This window comes from Lacticaseibacillus rhamnosus, assembly GCF_900636965.1.
Classification (GTDB): Bacteria; Bacillota; Bacilli; order Lactobacillales; family Lactobacillaceae; genus Lacticaseibacillus; species Lacticaseibacillus rhamnosus.
In genome coordinates this window covers 129855-155550 of record NZ_LR134331.1, presented here as the reverse complement: position 1 = coordinate 155550, position 25696 = coordinate 129855, and the positions used below count along the sequence as shown (strand labels likewise).

Sequence of the window (25696 nt, the reverse complement as noted above, 5' to 3'; positions counted from 1 at the left end):
AAATATCAGCTTTTAGACGCAGCCCCTTCTTCTGCTAAGATAAACGGCAATAAACGCAAAAAGACAGGTGCCTTCCTGATAGCCGGAAAGACACTTGCCTTTACAAAAGATAATGCCAGGCTGCACGTTGGCGCCGCCTGTTATCGCACCTCATCACTGCCCATGCTGCTTTTCTTCAATATGCGCCTTGGTCAACGCATAAATCTCCAACACATGGTCATCGACTAAATGATAATAAATCTGCTTGCCGGATCGCTCACCGGCGACTAATCGAGCCTGCTTTAATAACCGTAACTGATGCGACACTGTCGACTGGCCAAGATCCAGCATGGCTGCAAGATCGTTAACGGTAATGGGTCCTTGTGCAATAGCGAGAATAATTCGCATTCGCGTGGGATCGCTCATGGTTTTGAATACATCAAGAACATCTCGTAAATCGGCGTCATCCGGAATTTCACTGTTATTGGCAGCTACCGCATGAACATCATTCGTTGTCATCGCAATGCGCTCCTTATGATACTTAAGCCTCATTTTAGCAGACTTTGGTATTAAAAGCGCAGTTTGTTATGCAACGATTCACCGAGCCGAACCCGTTACCCTAGCTGTGGTTGCACATGCGGTGTTTGTGAATGTGTTCCTTCTTCCGTTAGCAAAAGCCGCAAACCGTTGAGAATCACCATGAGCGTGCTGCCTTCGTGAAGAAAGACGCCCCAGGCAATGTTGGTTAACTGCAGCACATTTAGCGTGACTAAGAGCAACACCACGGCCATTGAAAAGACAAGATTTTCAACGACAATACGGTTCATTTTGGTTGAAACCTGATGGGCAAATGCAAGTCGGGAGAGATCGTTTTTGATCAACACCACATCGGCAACGTCAATGGCGACATCGGTTCCTGAACCCATTGCAATGCCGACTTCTGCGTTTGCCAAAGCCGGCGCATCATTCACGCCATCACCCACCATCGCTATTGGCCGCATTGTTTCCTGCAATTGCTTAACCACCGCTACTTTTTGATCTGGCAGCACGTTGGTCACAACCTGTTTGATGCCTAAATCGGCGGCAACAGCCTCACCGGTTTGTTTCGCATCGCCGGTAATCATAACCGGTTGAATATCATGATGTTTCAAGTAAGCAATGGCCGCTTTAGCACTGCTTTTGGCTTCATCCATCAACGCGATTAGGCCCACCACCGTTTGATCGACTGCCACAAAAATCACGGTTTTCCCTTGCTGCCCCAACGCCATGGCGCGCTGCCGGAAAAGCGCAGGCGCATGCGTAAAACGTTGCGGTTTACCCACTGTATAGGTATGGCCTTGATAATCGGCAGTTAACCCTTTGCCGATTTCGTTGTGAACGGTGTCGATCACCACATCAGTCGCCGGATAATGAGTCACGATCGCATTGGCTAACGGATGGTTACTTTGCTTTTCCATCGCCGTGACAACTGCCATCACCGCTGCTTGATCAACATCGGCAGCAAATTCACTATCAGTCACAGTTGGCGTCCCTTTTGTCAGGGTGCCGGTTTTATCAAACGCAATCGCCTTTAATTGCGTCAGGTTTGCCAAGTACCGGCCGCCTTTGAAAAGCACGCCATGCCGCGCCAGATTCGAAATCCCCGCCAAGGTTGCAGGCACGGCACTGGCTGCCAAGGCACAAGGCGAAACCGCCACCAGAAAAACAATGGTGCGATACACACTCGTCATCCATGGCCAATGGAGTAATAACGGTCCCGCCAGAAACACCAGGGGTAATGCTGCCAAGACGACTTTGACGTAAAGTGGTTCAAAGCGCTGAATCACGCTGGCCATTTTAGTCGGTGTCGCTTGTGCTGTTTGAACCATTTGAATGATCTTGGCAAAAACCGTTTCGTCACTGGCCTTGGTCACCCGCATATCAAAGGTTGACTGGCCGTTAAGCGTCCCACCGAAGACTTCATCGCCGACCTGCTTTTCCCGTGGGATACTCTCCCCGCTGATCGCCGACTCGTCAAGGCTGGCAGTCCCGGCAATAATCACGCCATCTGTCGGCACCTGAGCACCATTGAGAATCTGCAGGCGGTCGCCGATCTTCAATGCGGCAACTGGCACAACTTCAAACTCGCCATCATGCCCATAGCGTCGGGCCTCAAGTGGTGCCATTGCCAAAAGTGCGGTAATCTCTTTGCGACTCTTATTCTCGACATAGTCTTCAAGAAAGTCCGCGCCAGCAAAAATCAGAATCAACATGGCCGCTTCTTCATAACTGCCAATCGCAATCGCGCCGACTGCTGCCAATGCCATTAGAATATGAATGTTCGGCGCAAATCGATGTTGCTTTTTGGAGTCCTGAATCGTTTCAATCACGCCTTCTGCAATCACGTGATAGCCGGCAGCGACTGCAGCAGCAATCAAGAGCCCTGCGCGTGCCAACGGTTGGGTGATGAATAAGCCGCCGATAAAAGCAGCCACACCTAACAAATAAAAGCCAATTGGTTTGTTTGTTATCATCAATAATCCCGCCCTTATATTTAATGTTCATATGAGCATGTGTTCATATAACAACTTGAATATACCGGGTTTGGGTTCGGAAGTCAATTAAAAATGCTTTTTTAAATGTGGCAAAGCATTTGCGCTCACTTTCGATAACGCGCTCCTTGGCGCAGGGACCTGCATGTAAGGACCTTGGTCGCAATGGCCAAAGTCCGGCCATCACGCCCAAGGCCACTTACACTCCGGTCCCTAACCGCACCAGGTCACGCTCACATCATAACGCGCTCCCCGTCGCAGAAGACTGCGTGTAAGGACCTCAGGCACAATGGCCAAAGCCCGGCCATCACGCCTGAGGCCGCTTACACTCCGACTTCTAACCGCGGCGGCTCGCGCTCAGCAAAAAAAGCCATCAGCGCGAGAAAACTCACCTGACAGCTTCTTTAAAATTTTAGTTAATTAAATCGGTTACTTCACTTTATCCCACACGTTCGCAATTACGTTGGTTTGATCACGATCCGGACCAACAGAGAAGGTCAAAAGATCCACTCCGAGCAGCTCGGTGATGCGCTCAACATAATGCCGTGCGTTTTCTGGCAAATCGGCTAGTGTCTTGGCATGGGTGATGTCTTCCTTCCAGCCCGGCAATTCTTCGTAAACCGGCTTGCATTCACTCAGGAACTTCAGCGATGCCGGATAATTTTCAATCCGTTCACCGTCACGCTCATAAGCGACGCAGATCTTAACAGTGTCCAAACCGGTTAGCACGTCAATTGAGTTGAGGCACAAGTCGGTAATCCCGGCAACGCGGCGTGAATGGCGCACAACCACCGCGTCAAACCAACCGATTCGCCGCGGCCGGCCGGTAACGGTCCCAAATTCATGCCCAGCATTCCGGATGAAGTCGCCGGTTTTATCAAGCAATTCTGTCGGGAATGGGCCATCGCCAACACGCGACGTGTATGCCTTGGCAACGCCGACCACGCGATCAATCTTGGAGGCCCCAACGCCAGCACCGACCGTGACACCGCCAGCTGGGTTCGATGAGGTGACAAACGGATACGTTCCTTGATCAATGTCCAGCATGATCCCTTGAGCGCCTTCAAACAACACATGCTCACCTTGATCAATCGCGTCATTTAACACAATCGAGGTATCGCAGACATATTGTTTCAACTGTTGGCCGTAGTTGTAATATTCTTCAAAAATTTCATCAAACGTCATTGGCGTGCTGTTATAGACCTTGACGAATTCTTCGTTCTTAGCTTTCAGGTTTGCCTTCAGCCGTTCTGCGAAGATATCCTTATCCAAAAGGTCCGCCATTCGAATGCCGACCCGGGCAGCTTTGTCCATATAGGCCGGACCGATGCCGCGATTCGTCGTCCCGATCTTATCGGCACCTTTTGCTTCTTCTTGTAATTTATCGAGTTTAATGTGGTAAGGCAAAATAACGTGGGCGCGATCTGAGATTCGTAGATTTTCACCAGTTACCCCTTGTTCGGCAAGTCGAGCCAGTTCGCCGACTAAGCTCTTAGGGTTGACCACAACGCCATTACCGATGACGGATAACTGATGCGGATAAAGAACACCAGACGGAATCAAGCGTAATTTATAGACTTGACCATTGGCATGAATGGTATGGCCTGCATTGTCACCGCCTTGATAACGGCTAACCACCTTGGCGCCTTGGCTCAAGAAATCAGTAATCTTTCCTTTACCTTCGTCGCCCCATTGTGTGCCGACAATAACTACAGTTCCCATTAATTAATCGCTCCTCACGAATTAGTGCGGGATTTTGCCCGCCAATTGGTAGTCTAACAGGATCGCAAGGTGATGACAAGCAAAATACGAACTTTAATAATGGATAAAACCACTATTCGCGAAAAATCCGAACGAAATTATTTATATTTTTAAATTCAGCGGCTCGAAACGAATGATCCCGCCACCGCATAAGGCATATTACGCTTTAACCCGGTCAAATTTTACCGAGCAGCCGTTGCCCGTTATTGACCAAAATATCCTGCGCCATTTCCGGTGACAAAATTTCCGCACCGGTCAGCATTTTACTCGACATGTTCAGCACGGTTGGTAGTGCACGGAACTTTTTAAAATGCGTCATAACCGGATCAAAGTGTTTTAATTTGGTAATCCGGTTTGCCATTTTGGCGCGGTATGTCTCAGGCTCAAACAGTTTCAACATTTGTGCGGCGATCATCGGAGCTGTGTACGGAATATCACTGCCATATAGCACATGGGACTCATCCGCCAGTGTCAGCAACATCGGTAACTGACGTGGGAAAACCGCGCCAGCAGTGTCGAAATAAACATGGCGCAAAATTGCATACATATCGGCGTTGTATTGCTGCTTCACAAAGGCAGCATCACGATCAGCCAAAATACTGAGAAAAGCCCCTGCATGCGGTACAATCAGTTTAATATCCGGATAGCGATCAAAGAAGTGATACCGGATAAGGTTCATAAATGTCATGGTGGTATCCATGAAGAAACCCATCAGCGGTGTGGGCATGTCAATGTTGACGTTCAACGGTCCTTGCGATGGCCGGTTCGGGTGCATGAGGACAATTGCTTTCTTTTGATTAAGGCGTGCATAAATTGGGTCAAAAATCGGCGTGCCGAAATAAAGACCCCGCGTATTGGTTGGCACGGTGAAGCCCAGCGCATCATGGTCTAAGGCAAAGTCAATCTCCTCAAGCGTTTCATTGAGATATGGCAATGGCAAAGAGGCAAAGTAACCTAATTTATCGCGGTGCCGTTGAGTGACTTGCGAACCGGTCTCGTTAGCATCCCTGGCAATCTCAACGGTTTCGTCCTTATCCCCAAAATTGAAATGCGGGGAAGACAACGACAGAATTGAATAACTAATGTGGTTCTTGCGCATGAACCCAAGTGTCAGGTGTTCATCCCATCCCGGCGTCGGCCAGCCGTCCGGATCACCGGGAATGTGCTTTTTAAGTGCCTGTGCGTATTTTTTCGGTAAAAAGTGTGTGTGAAAATCAATTGTGCCATCCATGTTGTTCGTATCTCCTTTAGTTTATCTGTTCTTTTTCCATTGACGATCACGAAAATCGAGCAACCTCAACGCAGGCACTGCGAGGAGACTGCTCGACACCGTTTCCGATGCGATAGCGAAATCAATGGTCTTTTTCCAACTTAAGCCACCTGTTTCTTTTTAGAACACTTGGGGAAAGACCTCAAGCCACATCAATCAACTGATTGCAGCGCTTCTAACATATTCACTTTCTTCAACGAGTAATTGACGAAGAACCCAAGTGCAACGGTGATAATGGTGATCACGATGGTTGGAATAATGAAAGTTGGCGCTGAAAGGGCGGGATTGAACATGACGTTATTTGGCGGAACGACGGTGATAATATACTCATGCAAGAGTTCACCAAAGCCCCAGCCGACGAAGATGCCAATAATCGAAAGCAGGATCGTTTCACGGTAAATATAAAGCGTGACTTCCTTATCATAAAACCCTAGGACCTTGATAGTTGAAAGTTCCCTCATCCGCTCAGCAACGTTAATGTTCGTCAGGTTATACAAGATCACGACGCCGAGAACAGCTGCCAACACAATCAAAACGCCCATAATCTTGTTCAACGATTTCACAACTGTCGTAATTTGATTCCTCAAAGAAGAATTCTGAACCACGCCTTTAACGCCATCTTCTTTCATGAATTGCGCGGCATGGGCCCGGGTATTACTGATAGACCGATCATTTAAGGTAACCAAATGCCCATTGACCTTGTAATTGGTATTAAAGGCCTTTTGGTAAGCTGTTTTGTTCATGAATAAGAAGTGACCCATATACATTTCGGTAATGCCGGTTATCTTGACTTTGCGACGGGTACCATCTGCCTCTTTAACGGTGATCGTATCCCCAACGTCAACATTTAACAGTTTCGCCAGCCGCTCGGAAATAATGCCGCCATTATCTTGAAGGGTCAGTTTATTTTGACGTTTGCGCGTTGCTAAATGAATGTAGCTGTCAAAATTCTTCGTTGACTGCGGCACAATCATGGTGATATCTTGCCGATCATGATTGGCGCCGGCATTTTTGGTGACGGTTTCGTAGTGAACTGATTTCGTCTTCTTAACCGCGTTTTCGTTAAAAAGCTTATCCAGACTTGTTTGTTGATTCTTGGTGATATTGTCTTTTTGTGCCACGATCATATCGTATTTGATAATATCGTTGAACTGCCGATCATTAACCCCGCCGATGCTGTGCTGAACCGCTAAACCGGAAAACAGCAAGGTCACTGATCCGGCAACCCCGAAGATCGTCATAAACATGCGCTTCTTATACCGGAAAATGTTCCGCGCCGTCACTTTATGCGTAAAGCTCATGCGCTTCCAGATAAAGCCGACCCGTTCAAGCAGAATCTTTGAGCCGTTTGCAGGCGGTTTTGGTAAAAGCAGCTGAGCCGGCCGTTCTTTCAGTTCACGCCGGGCAACCCACCATGCAGGCAGAACCGCACTGATCATCGCAAGTAACAACGCCGCGATGCTAATGCCTGGATAGAAATGCAATTCGATTGGCGGAACATTAACCCCGCCATGGTAGGCATTGTACACAATCAATGGCAGTAAGATATGTCCATTGATGATCCCTAATATCGAACCAATTAAGCTGGACAGGAAACCATACACTGTAAACTTTTTGATGACATCATGCCGACTATACCCTAGTGCAACCAATGTACCGGAATTGATACGTTCTTCATCAACGAACCGCGTCATAGTGGTAAAAGTAACCAACGCTGCGACAAAGTACATGAAGAATGGGAAAATATTGGCTAGCGAATCAATGATATTTGAAGTGTTGTCATAAACCATGTAGCCTTGCCCACTTGGAGTTTCACGCCGAGTGTCAACCGTGTACGTAGGTGCTTTAAGATTTTTCAGCGCTTCTTTAGCATCCTCAAGTTTAAGACTGTTACTTTGGATTTCTTTTTCTGCGTTTGGTGCTTGCTGATCATATTCAGCCTGCTTGGTTTTGAGCGTTGCTTCGTTTGAGGCCATTTCTTGCTTAGCTGCCTCAATTTGTTGCTGTCCCGACTGCTGCTGAGTCGCCAATGACTGCTTAGCTTGTTCTAATTCTTGTTGCTTAGCCGCATAGGATTGCTGGCCTTGTTGGAATTGACTCGCGCCAGAATTATATTCTTGGTACTTTTGTTGAAGCTGGTTATTGGCCGTATTCCAGGCTGCAACTTGATTGTTATAGGCCTGTAAATTATTTTGATATTGTTCAAGGCCTTGGTTATACTGCGCGATACCATTTTGATATTGCGCCTGTTTCTGCTGGAATGCTGGCAGCTGAGCGATTTGCGGGTTATTCGCCAGCGCTGCTTCAATTTCTTGTTTAGCGGCAGCCAACTGCGCCTGACTGTTAGCAAGCTGCTGATTGGCAGTATCCAATTGTTGCTTGGCACTGGCAAGATCTTGCTGTTTGGCATCCAGTTGCTGCTGACTGGCTTCAAGTTGTTGTTTGGCACTGGCTAGTTGCGACTCGCTTTGTGAAAGTTGAGTCGCTGCTTGTTGTAACTGTGCTTCCCCGCTGGCAATTTGTGCTTGGCCATTTTTAACGGCCGTATCAAGTTCCTGTTGCTTTGCCGTAATTTGCTGCTTGGCACTGGCTAATTGCTGCTGGCCGGTTGTCAGCTGTTCCTTAGCCGAGTCTAACTGTGCCTTAGCTTCATCAAGCTTTTTTTGACCCGCGTCAATCTTCTTTTGGTATTGCTTTTTGATAGCCGCCAAGCGATCTGTCGGCGCATCTTTCAATCGTTTGTTCAAAGCCGTTTTATGACTTTGAATCCGATCGGTATATTGATCGGAATACGGATCCAGCTTCTGGGTATTTTGATACGTGATCCGCGCCATCATATAAAAGTCGCTATCGAAGTTATTCGCTGTGACGACCCCGTATCCTTTGAGATCACCGCTACCCGAAGTACTGTCGCCTTTGTTAATGGCGGACAGGACTTCAGGCGAATAGACAAACCCGACAATCCTGAATTGCGTCCGCTTAAGCACCTTGCTGCCGGTTTGATCCGCTCGTTGCACAAACTTAATCGTGTCACCTAACTTATATTTGCCTTTGTAGTTAGCATCGATTGCAATTTCATTCGTCTTAGTCGGCATGCGTCCGGAAGCAAGCTTATATTTTGAGATCTTATCCGGTTTTGACATAATCCGAAAACTAGAATGCGTGCCTTTGAGCGTGACATCTTTAAGATAACCGAATTCAACCTGCTTTGCACCAGTTGTCGCCCGAATCGTCTTTTGATCGTGGCTATCCAAACCATCTTCACCAATGACGGTTAAATCGGCCAAATTATATTGTTTAAAATAGGTTGCGCCTGTTGCTCGCATATCCGGACCGGCAACCCATAACCCGACCAAGGCAAATGACCCAAGCATCATCAAAAGCAAGATCGAGAAAAATCGGCCCCATGACGTTGTAAAGGATTTGCGTATATCCTTCCAAAGCATTTTTTTGCTCAAACTGTGTCACCTACCATTTCAATTGTTCGACCGGTGTGGGCTGATCATTGTGATAGTCATCTTTGACCTCGCCATCATGAATCTCAATGACGTGATCGGCCATGGGCTTAATCAACGAGTTATGCGTCACAATAATGACATTCTTATCAGTTTGGTGGGAAAAGTCTTCAAAAAGTTTCAAAATGCTTTTCCCGGTCTTATAATCCAGCGCCCCGGTTGGCTCATCTGCCAATAACAGTGACGGGTTCTTGGCAATCGCCCGCGCAATCGCCACCCGCTGTTGTTCCCCACCAGAAAGCTGAGCTGGGAAGTTATTCATTCTTTTGCCCAACCCGACGTCCACCAACGTCTTTTGCGGATCTAATGCGTCCGGCGCAATTTCGCTGGCTAGTTCAACATTTTCCAGTGCGGTTAAGTTCGGTACCAGGTTGTAGAATTGGAAGACAAACCCAACCTGCTCGCGCCGAAATGTTGTCAACTGCCGCGCATCATATTGAGAAATGTTCTCACCTGCCACTGTGACCTGACCACTGGTGGCTTTATCCATCCCGCCCAGAATATTCAGCAAAGTTGATTTGCCTGCACCTGAAGCCCCTAAAATGACGGTGATCTCACCTGAATTGATTTCAAACGAAACATTATGATTGGCATAAACAGTACTTTCACCTGAGCCATATTGTCTGGTTTCATCTTTTACCGTGATAAATTTTGCCATGCCGATGACCTCCAAAAAATAATTATGAACATCGTGTTAATCATCTTACAAAAATAGCTTAAACCCGTCAGGCTCAGGAAACTATAGGCAATTTTTTCAGATGTGTTCAGTGATATTTCTACGCAGGCCGTTGACATACCGACTCATTCACGTATAAACCAGCATATAGGCAATTTTAAAATGAAGTCGCTCAATAATCTTTGTATTCCCTACCAAAATGGTTTATGATGAACATCGTGTTAATCATCTTTAAAACCAACTTGAATGTTAAACGGTTGTATAAAGGAGCGAGATCATGAAGAAAGCCGAACAAACTGCGCAAACCAAACAGGCCCTCGTTCGTTCTTTGATTGCTGTAGGGCGTAAAAAAACGTTAGCAAAGGTTTCAGTTGCCGATCTCACTAGAGCAAGCGGAATCAGTCGTGGGACTTTCTATTTGCACTATCTCGATAAAGACGATCTGGTGGCTAAAACCGAAGCCGCGTTGCTTAAGGAATTAACCGATTGCCTGGACTTCGGGATGGACACTTCGATGGATCCCAGCACCCTTGCTACCGGCCAGCGATCTCCATTGATGGTCAACATGGTGCATTTAATTAACCAACAGCGCGATCTGTGCCAATTTCTGCTTAGTCCAGCAGGTGATCCAAGCTTTTTAGGCCGAATCGCCAAACTTTTACGGGATAAAATTCTCGGTCACCTCGCTGAATTGAAAGGTGAAGCGCATTTTATCCACGACATCCCCGACCCATACGTCAGTCAGATCATCGTGTATGGCATCATCGATATCATCCAATTGTGGTTAAATGAAACGAACCCGCGCTCGGAAGCAGAGATTGTCGATATTTTGATGAAAACCCGCTTTCTATCGCCGTACCAATTATTGGCGCTGGAAAAATAACCGTTCATTAACGCCGCGTCCATTGGCAGCACCGTTTATTCATGCCATAATGGTTTGCCGGCCTAAGTTGATCGGCAACATTACTACGATGATCCAAGGAGGCTAGCATGAGTGTTGAAGGTAACTACCAAAGTACCCGCGGAGAACTTTCGGAAGCGGAAAAGAAAATTGTCGACTATGTTTTAAACCATACGCAAGACGTGTTGACCATGAGTGTTTATGAATTGGCCAAAGCCGCCGGAACAAGCCCGGCCACTGTCAGTCGGGCAGCCCAGCGTTTGCAATTTAACGGCTATAACGAATTAAAAATGCAATTAGCCGCCGATTTGAATGGCGAAGTCGGCGAAATCAATCATCAGGAAATCCAAAAAAATGAAAGCCTGACAACGATCAAAACCAAGTTGAAAACCAATGCAACCCGCTCTTTAGCCGAAACAGTTGATCAGATTAACGAAAACACGGTTCAAACTATCATTGATTTGATTCACCGTAGTCGCCAAATCCTGCTATTCGGCGTTGGTGCCTCTTATCTATCCGTACAAAACATCGCTCAAAAATGGAGCCGGCTGGGTTATGCTTGCCACTTTAGCGATGACTTAAACCTTTTCCTGCCAGTCGCGGCCACTGCCGATCCGAAGCATACGCTCACGTGGTTCATCTCCAATTCCGGCGAATCACCCGAGGCTGTCTTAGGGGCCAAATTAGCTAAGAAAGCCGGTTTACCGGTAGTCGCCACGACCAAACTTGGCAGTAACGCCCTCACCCATTATGCCAATATCGTGATTCAAACGTCACAACCGATGGAGGCGCCCAATCGTTTTGCCGCGACGCAATCCCTACATGCCCAGTTTATGTTAATTGATATTTTATATTACGCTTACGTTAGCCGTTACTACGATGCCGCTAAGAAGCAAACCGATGATTCCAAGGCGGCAGTCACAGCGTATAAAGAATTCATGCGGCACGGTTTCAAATGATCCTGCCTTTACGTACCGGCCAACGGTGCGTTATTTTTTGCTCCCTTTTGAAACTTTATTTCAAATAATTTAGAAATATGTTGAAATATCATCAAAGATCATGTACGCTAAGTTCACGAAAGGGCTTTCAGATTTTCGCTATTGATCGACACTTGCCCGCAAACCACTAACAGCTTCTGCGGGCGTTTCTTGATGGAGGAATTGGGATGATCGGGTTTTCCTGCTATTTAAATGATTCGGCAACCGAACAGCAAGCGGCTTATCTGAAACAGATGCAGCAAGCCGGATTCACTGGGGTCTTTACCTCATTGCAATTATCCGAAGCCAAACCGGAAATCATCCGCCAGCGTTTGGATCAATTGGTTGCCAATTGCCATCAGCTTGGACTGACAATTATGGCGGATGTCTCTGCTGCAAGTTTGCAACGTTTGGGAATCGCACTGCACGACGGAAAAGCAATTCAAGCGTTGGGATTAGACGGTTTGCGCATTGATGACGGCATCGACATGACCACAGTAGCCGCGTTGTCACACACCATGGCAATTGCGCTCAATGCCAGCACACTTTCCGCTTGCATGATTGATCAGCTTGCCAACGCTAAGGCCAATCTTTGCCATATCGAAGCTTGGCACAACTTTTATCCACGACCGGAAACCGGACTGGATCCGGCATGGTTTGCGCAAAAAAATAAATGGCTGCACGCACTTGGGTTTAAAACCATGGCATTTATTTCCGGCGATGCGCAACAACGCGGACCTTTATTCGCTGGTTTACCAACACTTGAAGCTCACCGTGGCTTACTTCCGCTTGCTGCCTATCTGGAACTCAGGCAACTGGCGATCGATCATGTTTACGTCGGTGATCCGCAACTCAGCCCGCGCAGTATTGCCGCGTTTCAGTCATATGTTCACGATCAGGTACTTTTAATCCAGGTGCAGACTGACGATGAACGCCTTCTCCACCTAACATGGCACAGCCGCCCGGACATCGCGCAAAAAGTCGTGCGTTTGGCCGAGGCACGGCTGGAACACATTTTCGCCACGCCACAACCAGCACAAACCGATCCCCGTCCCCGCGGCAGCATCACACTTGATAATAGTGCGTATGGTCGCTATGCCGGCGAGCTTCAGTTGACACGCTGCGACTTGCCAGCCGACCCGCGGGTGAATGTGATTGGCAAAATTGAACCATCTAATTTACCGTTACTTGACCAAATCGGACCGCATCAGGCGATTCGATTCAAAATATCATGATGTGCGCTGGCTCGCGCTCACACTATAACGCGCTCACAAAGAAAGAGGACCTTAACATGGCGACTATTAACTTAGACCAAATGACCACTGAAACCCGTAATGAAAAGACGATGCAACTCGATACCATGAGTGTTCATGATTTTGTCACGGTCATGAATGCCGAAGATCAAACCGTTGCGCAGAGTGTTAGCCATGCTTTACCTGCGATTGAAGCCGCAATTGAAACGATCACGACTTCTTTCAAACGCGGTGGCCGCCTTTTTTACATCGGTGCCGGAACTAGCGGACGTCTTGGAGTATTGGACGCGGCTGAATGTGTCCCGACTTTTGGCACCGCTCCAGAAATGGTTCAAGGATTGATTGCTGGCGGTATGAAGGCGATGACTGTTGCGGTTGAAGGCGCGGAGGATTCGGTTGCGCTTGGCCAGTCCGACTTAAAGGAGCGGCATTTGACCCAAAATGATACGGTCGTTGGTATTGCCGCCAGTGGCCGGACGCCGTATGTCATTGGCGGGCTAGACTATGCACAATCCATCGGCGCCGCTACTGTCAGCCTAGCCTGCAACCATAACGCCGCGATCAGCCAGCATGCTCAGATTGCCATCGAGGTGCCAGCGGGTCCGGAAGTCTTAACCGGTTCCACCCGCTTGAAAGCTGGCACCGCGCAGAAACTGGTTTTGAACATGCTGTCAACCGGTGCGATGGTGGGCATCGGCAAAGTCTATAAGAATCTTATGGTCGATGTTCAGCCCACCAACGAAAAACTGGTTGTCCGCAGTCAGCGCATTATTCAGCAGGCAACCGGATGCGATGCCAAAACCGCACAAACAGCCTTTGAAGCGGCGAATCGCCATGTCAAATTAGCCATCGTCATGATCTTAACGAATCAACCTAGCACCACCGCTCAAACATTACTCAATCAAGCAAATGGCTTCATTAGTAAAGCCGTTGCGTTAAGTCAGGAGGAAACAGAAGATGGGGCAAGATAAGTATCAAGCAATGGGTGACGGCATCTACGCACAGGTGGGTGGCCCACAAAACGTCGCAAAATTAATCCACTGCATGACCCGAGTTCGGATGACCATTAAAGACGAAGCCAAGGTCAATGTCGCAGGCTTGAAAAAAGTTCCGGGCGTCCTTGGTGTCGTTCAGGAAGAAACCTTACAAGTCATTGTCGGCCCGGGAACCGTTAACAAAGTCGCGCAGGCCATGGTCGCAAAAGTCGGCGTTGGCTTAGGTGATCCTTTCCCGGGAAGTGCTTCGGTTGGCAATGACCATCAAGATAACAAGTCTGCGGTTGAAGCCAAGGCCGCCGAAGTTCATGCCGCTCACAAAGCCGCACTGAAACAAACGTGGTGGCGGGCCGCTTTGAAGCATATCTCCGCCATTTTCATCCCGTTAATTCCGGCATTTGTCGGCGCCGGCTTAATTTCCGGGGTTGCCGGTATTTTGGTCAACATGATGGCCGCTGGTGATCTGCCGAAAAGCTGGACCGAATTCATCACGGTATTAAAGGTTATCAACGGCGGTCTTTTCACTTTCCTAAACATTTATGTTGGGATTAATGCCGCAACGGAATTTGGTGCCACAGCCGGACTAGGCGGGATTGTCGGCGGACTGATTTACCTGCCAGGGGTTGTTGCGCCCGTGACCATCACCAACATCTTCACTCACCAACCGTTAGCAGCTGGCCAAGGCGGCATCATCGGCGTTATCTTCGCAGTTTGGCTGCTTTCACTGGTTGAAAAGCAACTGCATCGCTTCATTCCTGATGCCATCGATATTATTTTCACGCCGATGCTGAGTCTGCTGTCCATCGGGGTGCTGACGATTTTCCTGATTATGCCATTTGCCGGCTGGCTTTCAACGTCACTGGTCGGCTCGATCAACTGGATTCTTCAAGTCGGCGGTCCGTTCTCAGGATTTGTTTTGGGCCTTGCCTTCTTGCCAATGGTCATGCTGGGATTACACCAGATTCTCACGCCAATCCATCTGGAAATGATCAAAAATCTCGGGTTTACCGCCTTGCTACCGATTCTGGCAATGGCAGGCGGCGGCCAAGTCGGTGCTGCGTTAGCCTTGTGGGTCAAATGCCGCAAAAATAAGCAACTCACCCGATTGATTAAAGGTGCCTTGCCAGTCGGAATTCTTGGCGTTGGCGAACCGCTTATTTACGGGGTCAGTCTGCCACTTGGACGGCCATTTATCACCGCTTGTGTGGGCGGCGGCATTGGCGGTGCGGTCATCGGACTGTTTGGCAATGTCGGTGCGATCACCATCGGGCCATCCGGAGCAGCGCTTATCCCGTTGATCGCTAACCACCAGTGGCTGGGTTATGTCTTTGGCCTTTTAGCTTCATACGTGGGCGGATTCATCGCCACCTACTTCTTCGGGGTTCCTAAGAGTGCGATGGTCGCAACCACAGCTGACGGCACGGTCATCGAAACAGCTACCCCGCAACCTGAACCGGTCAACCAACCAGCCGCAACTCCTGTTACCACTCAACCTGGCACCACTGAATTTGTCGCACCGGCCACTGGGCAATTAGAAGCCCTTTCCGCCGTTGAAGATGACGTTTTTTCTCAAAAAATGGTCGGTGATGGCTTCGCAGTTGAACCGACATCCGGGACGATTGTCGCCCCAGTATCCGGCACCATCGTTAGTGTGCTGCCATCCAAGCACGCGTGGACCATGACAACCGCAACCGGCTTGGAAATTCTGGTTCACATGGGCCTAGACACCGTTGAACTCAACGGCGCACCGTTCACCTTCAGCGTTAAGGATCAAGACACGGTCACAGCCGGTCAGCCAATCGCCACCATGGACTTAGCCGCCGTTCAAGCCGCGGGCAAAAAGACAACGGTGATGACCATCATTACCAACATGGATCACGTCGCATCACTAACCGACTTCGCCCCGCGCAACATCACAGCGGGCGATGATGTTCTTGCCGTTACTAGCAAATAGTGGTGTAATCGGTAGAAAAATAAAAAGCATGATTTTCACTTTAACCGTGAAAACCATGCTTTTTTAATTGCCCTACGCTGATATTCAAACCACCAACATCCGCGCCGTTAACAAACTGCCATTAACGGTCAGCATTTTTCAACTGTGCCTCTTGCAGATAAGCAAAAATATGTCCGAATGCAATCTCACGAATCTGTCCATAACGAATGCGAACCGTTTCACCGCTGTCTGGGCCAACCAGATTCAAGTCGAAGTCGGTTTCGTCAACATGTTCCGGATAGCCTAGAAAATGCTCATCACTATCCGCAACCTTGATGCGTACCACCCGTTCAAACCCGGCTGCCTCGGAGATGATCGCCTTAACCAGATTATCGTTAGGGTCGAATTCCCGATCAGCATTTAACACTGGCTGCTGGCTGAAATGATGGGTTTGGTCCCACTGCTCGTAAAAGCCGATCGTCTGCAAATAATCCGATGCGGTGGCCACATTTTGAATACTTGGTAGGGTCATCAGAATGTAGCCGCCAAACTGGCCCGCCATATCCTTGAGGCTGAGGACAACCACATGCTCATTAACCGCTTTGACGCGCCCGACGAAGAATTGATCCTCAGGCCCTTTTGGCACCACCGAAATCAATCGATTCTCCGCCAAAGCATTCTGAAATACCCCTTCAAGTTGACCGTCGTTTTGATACAGCTTGGTCGGGACGTGGTGTAGTTGATCGCGCTTGCGGACTAGCTCGGTTTCCAGCTTCAAATCCAAGCCGTGAAATTCCATCACTAAAATATCGGAAAAGTCGACTTGCAAGGCACGGACATCCGTATAGTTAAACTTGTTGAAAATCGCCATACTAAAGCGATCATCTGCCACCGCGGTGACCCGGCCCTCGAGATAAGCGTCATCGTCAGCAACAACCACCATGATCATCTGCCCGCTTGCTTTTGCCTGCTGCGCCAATTGCCAGATCAAACTCTTGGTGGCGTCAAACTTGTACGGCGTTTCTTTCCCTTGAAGCGTCAAAAAATGCTCCGACTGTGCTAAGTCAATCCGAAAATTCATGTTGTCGAGATCATCCCCGGCAAATTCCACCTGATCAATCGCTGAAAAGGCAATCAAAGCGCAGCCATCCGCAATCCCTGAATCGTTATAAGTTCCCAGAACAACCGCATCGTGACCCAGTACCTGCACATATCCAGTGTAAAAATCATCGGTATCACGCTGGTAAACGTTGATCAGCAGGTGTTCATTGAGTGCTGTCATTAAACTCATTAAAATGGCATCCATGCGGCATCCCTCACTTTCTTGTTCGTCAATGGTCGTTATTTATCCAATCTTTTAAATACAATTTACTGATCCGGGCCATTATAGGCGATATTTGTGAATTTATTGTACGATTTCACAAATAGCAGTTTAACCGTCCCCCGCGGACCAGAACGGTTCTTCTCAATGATGACTTCAACTTCACCAACATTGTCATCACCCTCATCGCCGCTGTCTTGATCTTCATCGTCATCGCCTTCAGCATCACGATAATAATCGTCACGGTATAGGAACGCGACAATATCGGCATCCTGTTCGATGGAGCCGGATTCACGAATATCGCTCAGAACCGGGCGCTTGTCTTGCCGCTGTTCCACGCCACGACTCAACTGCGATAGAGCGATAACGGGCACATGTAATTCTTTGGCCAGTTTCTTAAGCTGTCGTGACACCGCGCTGACTTCCTGTTGACGATTTTCTTGGCCGGAGCCTTCAATCAGCTGCAAATAGTCAATGATGATGAGTCCCAAGTCGCCTTGTTCCCGGGCTAGTCGCCGACACTTAGCACGAATCTCGGCCATCCGGATCCCCGGGGTATCGTCCATATAAATCTTAGCCTTGCTCAGGCTCCCCATTGCAATAATCAGGTTCTGCCATTCTTCTTCATTCAATTGGCCGGTTCGCAAATGATTGGCGTCAATGCTGCCTTCCGAACACAACATCCGGTTGACCAGTTGTTCAGCCCCCATTTCCAAACTGAAAATGGCCACACTCTTGTCCGTTTTCGTCCCGACATTTTGGGCAATATTTAACGCAAAGGCAGTTTTCCCGACAGCTGGACGTGCCGCCAGAATAATCATTTCATCTTCATGCAGGCCGGTTGTAATCTTGTCCAAGTCGCGAAAACCGGTTGGCAAGCCTGTGATGGTTTGGTCGTTTTGATAGAGCTGATCGATCTGCGCCATCGCCTGATTCAAAACATCTTTAATCTGCTTGAACCCTGCCTGATTGCGATTCTCAGAGACGTCCATGATCTGGCGCTCGGCGTCTTCAACTAACCCTTCAACGTCGTCTTGTTCCGTATAACTGCGGCTGGCAATGCTTTGCGCGGTGCTGATGAGCTTACGCAAGGTGCTTTTTTGCTGCACGATTTTAGCATAATACACAACGTTGCTGGCAATCGGCGTCGATGCCACCAAGTCGGTAATGTAGCCAGCTCCGCCAATGTCATCCAACTGATTGTGATTGTCCAGATAATCCGTCACCGTGACCGTATCAATCGCGGTACCATTATCCTGCAAATCCGTCATCGCCTGAAACAACAGCCGATGCGACTTTTTGTAGAAGTCATCTGCCGTCACGTATTCCTGGGCATCCGGCAATGTGTCGGCATTCAGAAAAATACCGCCAAGGACGGCACGTTCCGCTTCATCACTATGCGGCGGCTGCTGTTCAATTAACTGGTTATCCATGCGCGTCCTCCTTCAATTTAATCGGCTCATTTTTAACCGCTTATCCCTAACAGTCTACGTTAAAATGCTGACCGAAACAAGCGTTTGCACATCTGTATCGCTCATCATATGTTGATACATTGGTAGCGGTCATCTAACGCGTTCTCCGGTCCCTAACCGCGCCGGCTCACGCTTCTCCATAACGCGTTCGCCAGCCCAGAAGTCTGCGTGTAAGAACCTCAGTCGCAATGGTCAAAACCCGACCATCACGCCTCAGGCCACTTACACTCCGACTTCTAACCGGGCTGGCTCGCGCTCACCATAACGCGCTCCCTGGCGCAGAAGTCTGCGTGTAAGAACCTCAGTCGCAATGGCCAAAGCCCGGCCATCACGCCTGAGGCCACTTACACTCCGACTTCTAACCGGGCTGGCTCGCGCTCACCATAACGCGCTCCCTGGCGCAGAAGTCTGCGTGTAAGAACCTCAGTCGCAATGGCCAAAGCCCGGCCATCACGCCTGAGGCCACTTACACTCCGACTTCTAACCGCGCCAGCTCGCGCTCACAAAAAAAGAACCGCCGAAGCAGTCCCTTTCTTGCTACAAATTATTTCTGTTCAATCACATGCACGCGAATTCGCGCATCGATGCCGGGAAATAGGTTGACCATCACATTGGTGAATCCTAGCGAACGAATTGGCTGTTTCAAGTCGATTTTGCGCTTATCGACCTTGATCTGATACTGCTTGTCCAAAGCGGTTGCGATTTGCTTACTAGGAATGGAACCGAACAATCGGGAATCCTCACCGGCCTTGCTTTGGATCTGAACAACTGTCTTGTCGTCTTCGATCTTGGCTTTAATTGCTTCAGCTTCGGCCTTCTTCTCGGCTTCTTTCTTTTCTTCAAGCCGTTGCTGGCCACGCAAGGCGCTCATGGCTTGCGGAGTCGCTGCCTTGGCTAAACCCTTGCGAATCAAAAAGTTCTCGGCATACCCGTCAGGCACTTCTTTCACCTGACCGCGATTACCTTTGCCACGAACGTCTTGTGTAAAGATGACTTTCATCACTAATCCCTGCTTTCTATGCGTCTTCGTCTGCTTTCTTAATCTGGGCAAGCAATTCGGTCCGCGTTTCGGCGATGGTTTTGCCTTTGATCTGTGTTGCGGCGTTGCTTAAATGACCGCCGCCGCCCATGGCTTCCATAATAACCTGCACATTGACATCCCCAGTGGAGCGGGCGGAGATGCCGACATCGCCGCTTGGCCGTTTGGTGATGACAAAACTGGCATCGACACCGTTTAGTGACAGCATCGTATCAGCCGCTTGTGCCGCAATAACCGGATCGTAACGCTTGTCCTCTTCCCCAGTACATAGTGCCATATTTGGGGCAATCATTTCAATTGTATCAATCAAATGGTTGCGCTGGATGAAGCTGTCGATATTTTCTTTCAGCAGGTTCTGAGCCAGCATCCCGTCTGCCCCCATGGAGCGCAGATAACTGGCAGCATCAAATGTACGGGTTCCGGTGCGTAAGCTAAACGACTTGGTGTCCACCGTAATCCCGGCCAACATCGCTGTCGCTTCAAGCTTATCCAGACTCGGCACATTGGTTGGCTGATATTCAAACATTTCCGCAATCAGCTCACAAGTCGAACTTGCATACGGTTCGATGTAAACCAACATTGGATTGTCCGGAAATTCCTCACCGCGTCGATGATGATCGATAATCACGGTGCGGGCAGCCAGACGTTTGTACAAATCAGGCGCGGCTGAAATCGATGGCTTGCTATGATCAACCAGAATCAACAAACTCTGATCGGTAGCCTGTGACAATGCTGCTTCCGGCGTCACAATGGCGTTAGCAACTTCCGGATCCTGACCAACCTGACCCATTAAGCGTTCGACATCGGAATGCAGGTGATCCGGGTCAATGACAATGTAACACTCCTTGCCGTTCATCTGGGCAATCCGACGAATCCCCATGGCGGCTCCAACCGCATCCATATCCGGCCGTTTGTGACCAACCACGAAGACTTTATCCGTTTGCTTAAACAGCTCTTGCAAGGCCTGCGCCACCATCCGGGCACGTACCCGCGTCCGCTTCTCCATCGGGTTGGTCTTGCCACCATAGAAGCGCGCCTCGTGTCCTTTTGCCCGCACAACGACCTGATCACCACCGCGGCCCAGCGCCAAGTCTAGGTTGCTTTGCGATGTGACGGCCAATTGTGCCAAATCTTCATCACCATACGCAATCCCGACAGATAGCGTCAATGGATAATTCTGCTTCGAGGTTTCTTCCCGAATCACGTCCAAGATCTTAAACTTATCGCGTTCAACATCACGTAACGATTTGGCATAAGCCAGTAAGAAAAAGCGATCATTGTCAATCCGCTTTAAGAACATCCCAAACTGATTGGCCCAATCTGTCAGTTGATTCGTCACGTAACTATTCAAGTTGGTGACAACCTGATCATCCATCGTCTGGGTGATTTCATCATAGTTATCAATGAAAATCTGGCCAATCGCGATCTTCTCGTCTTCGGCCCGTTCCTCAATCTCGGCATAACGCGTGATATCCATCAGATAAACAACGCCAATGCTCTTTTGGACAATGATTTCGAATTGATGCTGGCCCCATGTCACCATCTTGGTTTCGTTGGTGTCTTCATGGCTGCGAATAAGTTCCGCCAATTCAGCATCGACTTTTTCCAGCGGCTGCCCAAGCACATCCGTATCGCCAAAATACTTCTGCAGAAACGGATTTGTCCACTCGATATTCAAGTCTTCATCATAAATCATGATCCCAATCGGCATTTTAATCAGCGCTTCTTGTTCCCCGCGCTTAATCCGATAACTGAGATCTGAAATATACTGATTCGTATTCTTGGCAATCGTCTCAAGGGCATAAAAAATCGTTGCCACCAGACTGATCAAAATCAGCAGCATCAACAAAGCCAACCAAGGCCGAATCAACGCGCCAATTAAAATACCGATGACTGCCAAAACAACCATCGCAATCGCTGCATACCGCATCCGCATGTCTTCCAGAAACTCAGGCATACGGATCCGTTCAAACAATTTCTTCATATAGAAAAACTCGCTTTCACTTCGCGCAGATACTTAAGGATTTCTTTAGCTATTCTACCATACTGTGCAAGCGGATTCTGGCAGCAAGGAAGTAAAAGAGCACGCAGGAACTGATTCATTTGGGCCTTGACGCTTTAATAGCTGGCTTTTCGCGTTTTCAAAGGGTTTAGGAGAACTTATCCGTTCGTGACAGGCAATTTTTACCAATTTATTACCAACTTTAGCTAGCTAATTTTCAAACATAAGATTACACTGTAAACACGGAATACGACGTAAACAATGATGTATCGCTAACTCCCCCCAAAATTAAGGAGACTTGATCAATGACTATTTTAAAAGTTGAGCATTTGTCAAAAACCTATAAAACCGGTAAACAAGCACTGGTCGACTTGAATTTCGCTGTTCAAGACGGTGAAATTCTTGGTTTTCTTGGACCAAACGGCGCTGGTAAAAGTACAACCATTAACATTATTTCAACGCTACTCAAAGCGGACTCAGGCACGATTGTATATTTCAACAATCCACAAATGCCGCGTAAAGAGGTTAAGCAAAAACTGGGCATCGTCCCCCAAGACATTGCGCTTTATGAGGATATCTCTGCCTACGAAAACGTCAAATTCTTTGCTGCACTTTACGGCGTCCACCGCCAAGAGATGCGTAAAAAGGTCGAAAATGCATTAGCTAAAGTCGGTCTTTTGGAAAGACAAGCTGACAAGCCGGCCACTTTCTCCGGTGGAATGAAACGACGCTTAAATATTGCTTGTGCTATTGCACATGAACCTCAACTCATTATCTTCGATGAACCAACAGTCGGTATTGATCCACAATCACGTAACCACATTCTTGAGTCCATCAAAACATTACGAAACCATGGTGCCACTGTGATTTACGTCACGCATTACATGGAAGAAGTCCAGCAAATCTGTGATCGGGTCATCATCATGGATGGTGGCACGATTCTACTTAATGACCAACTCACCGCTATTTTAAAAAAATTCGGTGATGACAGCTATCAACTCACACTAACCGGACACCCAACTGCAGAAGATGCGGTGATACTAGAGCAAATGGCCGGCATTAATAAAGCCGTATCGGTTGGCCAAAACAGCCTGCTATTAAGCATGGCAAATACCGGTTCCCTTAATCAAGCCCTCACTTTTCTAGCCGAGCATGGACTGGCGCTAACCGATATTTCTAAACAAGAACAGAATCTTGAAAATGTGTTCTTAAATCTCACTGGAAAACAATTACGCGACTAAGAGGAGGTTCGCCATGTTCACAATTATGCGTTTGGATTGCTTGCATCTTCTGAAAAACAAACCGATTATGACCTATCTCTTACTTTACCCGCCTTTGCTAATCTGGGTAACAGGTTTTGTTTTTAACAGCATCTTTGGCGATGATGTGCTGACCTCATATGATTATTATGGTGTCACCATGATGATTTACCTATCCATGGCAACGGTTGTCATTTTGCCAGACATGCTATTCGGTAGTCGTGTAAAAAACGCCAACAATCGTATCATTTATACTCCCATTGCGCGAACAAAAGTTTATCTTTCTAAATTACTAGTTGCTACCGGCTTTTCTTATGGCATATTGGCAGCTTACATGTTACTGTTCAACGCTATCAGATTCGTTAATTTTGGCGGCAGTCAGATTCTTCCGTTGCTATTGCTGGATCTCGCGTTTGTTATTTTCGCAATTACGTTCGGCGGCGCATTCTGCGTCATCTTGCGAAACGAGGATCTCTCAACGAATCTGTTAAACCTTGTCATTAACGTATTTGCTATCGTCTCCGGACTCTTCTTTCCAATGAAAATATTCGGCAAAAAAATTGCAGCAATTGCCGACATGTCACCGATTGCAAAAGTTTCTGACGTCTTCTTTGCAATCATTTACGACCATAACTTTCAGGAGTCGATTACGACATTTGCAATTCTAGTGGCCGGCTCGTGTGTCTTTTTGATCATCATTCATATGCTGTATCGGCCAGAAAAATTTGAGGGATAAAGATGAAACTTTTAATTTTCAAAAATAATACCATGCGTTTCCTGAAAGGACCTGCATATTTGTTCATAGCTGCTCTCGTTCTCATTGTGATGACAGCCGCAACGGCATTTGCAGTGACCATGAAAGCACCCAAAGTTGATGTCGGCGTATCTACCAGTGCCTCGGAACTGCTGCAAGCGGCCCCAATTGAAAAACGGCAGCTAGTGTTCACGAAAGTCACTGATTCCAGCGACATCACCGAGAATCTAATTATGGGAAAATATGATGCCTATGTTTCCAAAAAAGCGGGACATTACACAGTAACCTCCGTTCGCAGCTCAGCTTTGAAGCGACAACTAACTGCCTATTTGAATAACGGCACCTATTCCAAAGTTGCTGGTTCAGGCACTCATCATTTCAAGATCTTCCTGAGTATGTTGGGAATCACTGTCATGATGTTGTCGCTAATTCTGTATAAGTTCTATTTTGACGACTGTGCCGGTATTGACCAGCGCATCTATTTAAGCGGGCTTTCTCATCAAAGCTATTTACTTCAGCACATTATTTTTAATGCAGCCATTCTCATCTGCTTGAGCATACCCATCACGGCGCTTATATTGCCACTATTTGGTATTAAACTCTCCGGTACACTGTTCGCAACGATACCCCTTGTTTGTATCTTCGCATCCACATTTGGCATTATGATCGCGACGCTGACACGTACCAAACAAGGAGCTATGGGCATTGGAACAATTCTAGTCGTCCTTTCATTCATGTTATCAGGCGCCTTGTTCTCAATTAAAAAAGCCACGCTACAGGCCCGCCTTCAATACCTTTTCCCTCAGCATTACATTGCAACTTTGGGAAAATATCTGGATGGCGCTCGCACACTTGGTTCAGCGCTCATCATGCTCCCTATCTTTACTATCATCTGTGTATTCACGGCCTTGATCGCCCAAAAAAAGCGCAGTATTGTCTAGGCGCACGGTCAACCCATACCATCTCCGATCACATCGATTCTGCGGCTGACCTCGCCAGCACCAATAAAGGAAAGTGGTTTGGTTACATATACCTGCTACATCAAATAACCCTGACACTCATCGTACGCTCTGGCTTCACGACCATCTACGTGAACGCGAGTCTTGCTTGATTGTCAGGGTTATATTGGGTATATTTTCACTGATCGGGTCTTAAATTGAAAGAAGGAACATCAACCGTGAAACCTGTCAAACCAACCAAACCGACATTAAGTCATGCCTATATTCTGCAAGTCGCACTGGGGTTGCTAGATCGCGAGGACCTGCAAAAGTTCAGCATGCGAAAATTAGGACAGGAAATGGCCGTTTCGCCAATGGCCGTTTATCGGTATTTTCCTAATCAGGAAGCCCTTTTTGATGGCGTGGTAGAGATGCTTTGGCGAAGCGTATTAACCATTGACCCCGCAACTGCCGATGAACCTTGGCAGCAACAAATCATTCACTTAATGACCCGTTTACGCCAAACCTTGCTAGCGCATCCGCATGTCCTGCCATTAATTTCAAGCCGTCCGTTAGCAACTAGGTCTGAGTTCGCATTAGTCGATAAAATTTTAACAGCCTGGACAAAAAAAGGCTTCAAGATTCAGTCAACTACCGTGTTCCTGATTAATTCGCTCACCGCCTATACTGTTGGCTTTGTTTGGACCGAAGCCGTTAATCCTCAGACTGTAGATAATTCCGAATCGCAAGGACAAGTGACACCACGTCACCCTTCAAAAACACTGCAAACATTCATGCAACCGATAGAAAATCAGAAGTTTACCGACGACGAGCAGTTTTTGATGGGCATTCATGCAATCCTGACTGGATGGGGAAAATAGGCCGTCGCGCTTTTTTCAGCGAGGGAAGACGGATCACAGTTCACACGCTATCAATCATATATCAGACGAAAGCGGCGAATAATTCTTGCATTCCTTGACTGAACACCGAAATTATTCACCGCTTTTTGAGTGCCCGTTAATGGCAGAATTTTAAGCTAATTCTCCCGTTGTGATACAATCTTTTTTTAAACCATCGTTCAGTCAATCAATCGAAATGCCCCATGAACATCATGTTCTCT

The 25696-nt window shown here is 47.8% G+C and carries 19 protein-coding genes; 9 read left to right on the top strand and 10 right to left on the bottom strand.

The genetic code is table 11. The features are described from left to right. Positions 1-153: 153 nt before the first annotated feature. The 6 genes from EL173_RS00715 to EL173_RS00690 form a co-directional block, all read right to left on the bottom strand. Complete coding sequence (locus tag EL173_RS00715) at positions 154-498, bottom strand: ArsR/SmtB family transcription factor (protein ID WP_005707044.1); 345 nt, start codon at positions 496-498, stop codon at positions 154-156. Positions 499-593: 95 nt separating this feature from the next. Continuing rightward, on the bottom strand, positions 594-2492 hold the full coding sequence (locus tag EL173_RS00710; RefSeq protein ID WP_019728316.1) for a heavy metal translocating P-type ATPase: 1899 nt from the start codon (positions 2490-2492) through the stop codon (positions 594-596). 447 nt (positions 2493-2939) lie between these two features. After that, positions 2940-4232, bottom strand: coding sequence for an adenylosuccinate synthase (locus tag EL173_RS00705; protein ID WP_005687058.1), 1293 nt, complete (start codon positions 4230-4232; stop codon positions 2940-2942). Positions 4233-4446: 214 nt separating this feature from the next. Continuing rightward, positions 4447-5502: an amidohydrolase family protein gene (locus EL173_RS00700; RefSeq protein WP_005690217.1), complete on the bottom strand. Its 1056-nt coding sequence runs from the start codon at positions 5500-5502 to the stop codon at positions 4447-4449. A 191-nt stretch (positions 5503-5693) separates the two neighbouring features. Next, positions 5694-8999 (bottom strand): FtsX-like permease family protein, encoded by a 3306-nt coding sequence (locus EL173_RS00695; RefSeq protein WP_015764200.1) that lies wholly within the window; start codon positions 8997-8999, stop codon positions 5694-5696. 10 nt (positions 9000-9009) lie between these two features. Continuing rightward, the gene (locus EL173_RS00690) at positions 9010-9714 is read right to left on the bottom strand and encodes an ABC transporter ATP-binding protein (protein WP_005690219.1); all 705 of its coding nucleotides are present in this window, start codon (positions 9712-9714) and stop codon (positions 9010-9012) included. 295 nt (positions 9715-10009) lie between these two features. Here EL173_RS00690 and EL173_RS00685 point away from each other — a divergent pair, with 295 nt between their 5' ends. The 5 genes from EL173_RS00685 to EL173_RS00665 all read left to right on the top strand — a co-directional run bounded on the left by EL173_RS00685 (position 10010) and on the right by EL173_RS00665 (position 15812). Beyond that, entirely contained in the window at positions 10010-10615 is a 606-nt protein-coding gene (locus tag EL173_RS00685) for a TetR/AcrR family transcriptional regulator (RefSeq protein ID WP_005690220.1), read from the top strand. Between the two features lie 107 nt (positions 10616-10722). Continuing rightward, complete coding sequence (locus EL173_RS00680; protein WP_005690222.1) at positions 10723-11592, top strand: MurR/RpiR family transcriptional regulator; 870 nt, start codon at positions 10723-10725, stop codon at positions 11590-11592. A gap of 206 nt (positions 11593-11798) precedes the next feature. Continuing rightward, positions 11799-12845, top strand: a complete 1047-nt coding sequence (locus EL173_RS00675) for a DUF871 domain-containing protein (protein ID WP_005690223.1) — start codon at positions 11799-11801, stop codon at positions 12843-12845. A gap of 56 nt (positions 12846-12901) precedes the next feature. Then, positions 12902-13834, top strand: a complete 933-nt coding sequence (gene murQ / locus EL173_RS00670) for an N-acetylmuramic acid 6-phosphate etherase (RefSeq protein WP_014571026.1) — start codon at positions 12902-12904, stop codon at positions 13832-13834. After that, positions 13821-15812: a glucose PTS transporter subunit IIA gene (locus EL173_RS00665; protein WP_014571025.1), complete on the top strand. Its 1992-nt coding sequence runs from the start codon at positions 13821-13823 to the stop codon at positions 15810-15812. The genes murQ and EL173_RS00665 overlap by 14 nt, the downstream gene beginning before the upstream one ends. A 121-nt stretch (positions 15813-15933) precedes the next feature. Here the strand turns inward: EL173_RS00665 and EL173_RS00660 are convergent, their stop codons facing one another. The 4 genes from EL173_RS00660 to EL173_RS00645 form a co-directional block, all read right to left on the bottom strand. Further along, complete coding sequence (locus EL173_RS00660) at positions 15934-17097, bottom strand: hypothetical protein (protein ID WP_005687040.1); 1164 nt, start codon at positions 17095-17097, stop codon at positions 15934-15936. 62 nt (positions 17098-17159) lie between these two features. After that, positions 17160-18545: a replicative DNA helicase gene (gene dnaB / locus EL173_RS00655; protein WP_005690229.1), complete on the bottom strand. Its 1386-nt coding sequence runs from the start codon at positions 18543-18545 to the stop codon at positions 17160-17162. Positions 18546-19128: 583 nt separating this feature from the next. Further along, entirely contained in the window at positions 19129-19584 is a 456-nt protein-coding gene (gene rplI, locus EL173_RS00650) for a 50S ribosomal protein L9 (RefSeq protein WP_005687035.1), read from the bottom strand. A 16-nt stretch (positions 19585-19600) separates the two neighbouring features. After that, entirely contained in the window at positions 19601-21607 is a 2007-nt protein-coding gene (locus EL173_RS00645) for a DHH family phosphoesterase (protein WP_005687033.1), read from the bottom strand. A gap of 323 nt (positions 21608-21930) precedes the next feature. On the opposite strand from EL173_RS00645, the gene EL173_RS00640 reads away from it, so the two are divergent. The 4 genes from EL173_RS00640 (at position 21931) to EL173_RS00625 (ending at position 25457) form a co-directional block, all read left to right on the top strand. Continuing rightward, positions 21931-22866 (top strand): ABC transporter ATP-binding protein, encoded by a 936-nt coding sequence (locus EL173_RS00640; protein WP_005690231.1) that lies wholly within the window; start codon positions 21931-21933, stop codon positions 22864-22866. A 13-nt stretch (positions 22867-22879) separates the two neighbouring features. Beyond that, the gene (locus EL173_RS00635; protein WP_005690233.1) at positions 22880-23620 is read left to right on the top strand and encodes an ABC transporter permease; all 741 of its coding nucleotides are present in this window, start codon (positions 22880-22882) and stop codon (positions 23618-23620) included. 2 nt (positions 23621-23622) lie between these two features. Next, entirely contained in the window at positions 23623-24579 is a 957-nt protein-coding gene (locus EL173_RS00630; RefSeq protein ID WP_005690235.1) for an ABC transporter permease, read from the top strand. Positions 24580-24815: 236 nt separating this feature from the next. Further along, the gene (locus tag EL173_RS00625) at positions 24816-25457 is read left to right on the top strand and encodes a TetR/AcrR family transcriptional regulator (protein ID WP_005690237.1); all 642 of its coding nucleotides are present in this window, start codon (positions 24816-24818) and stop codon (positions 25455-25457) included. Positions 25458-25696: the final 239 nt, after the last annotated feature.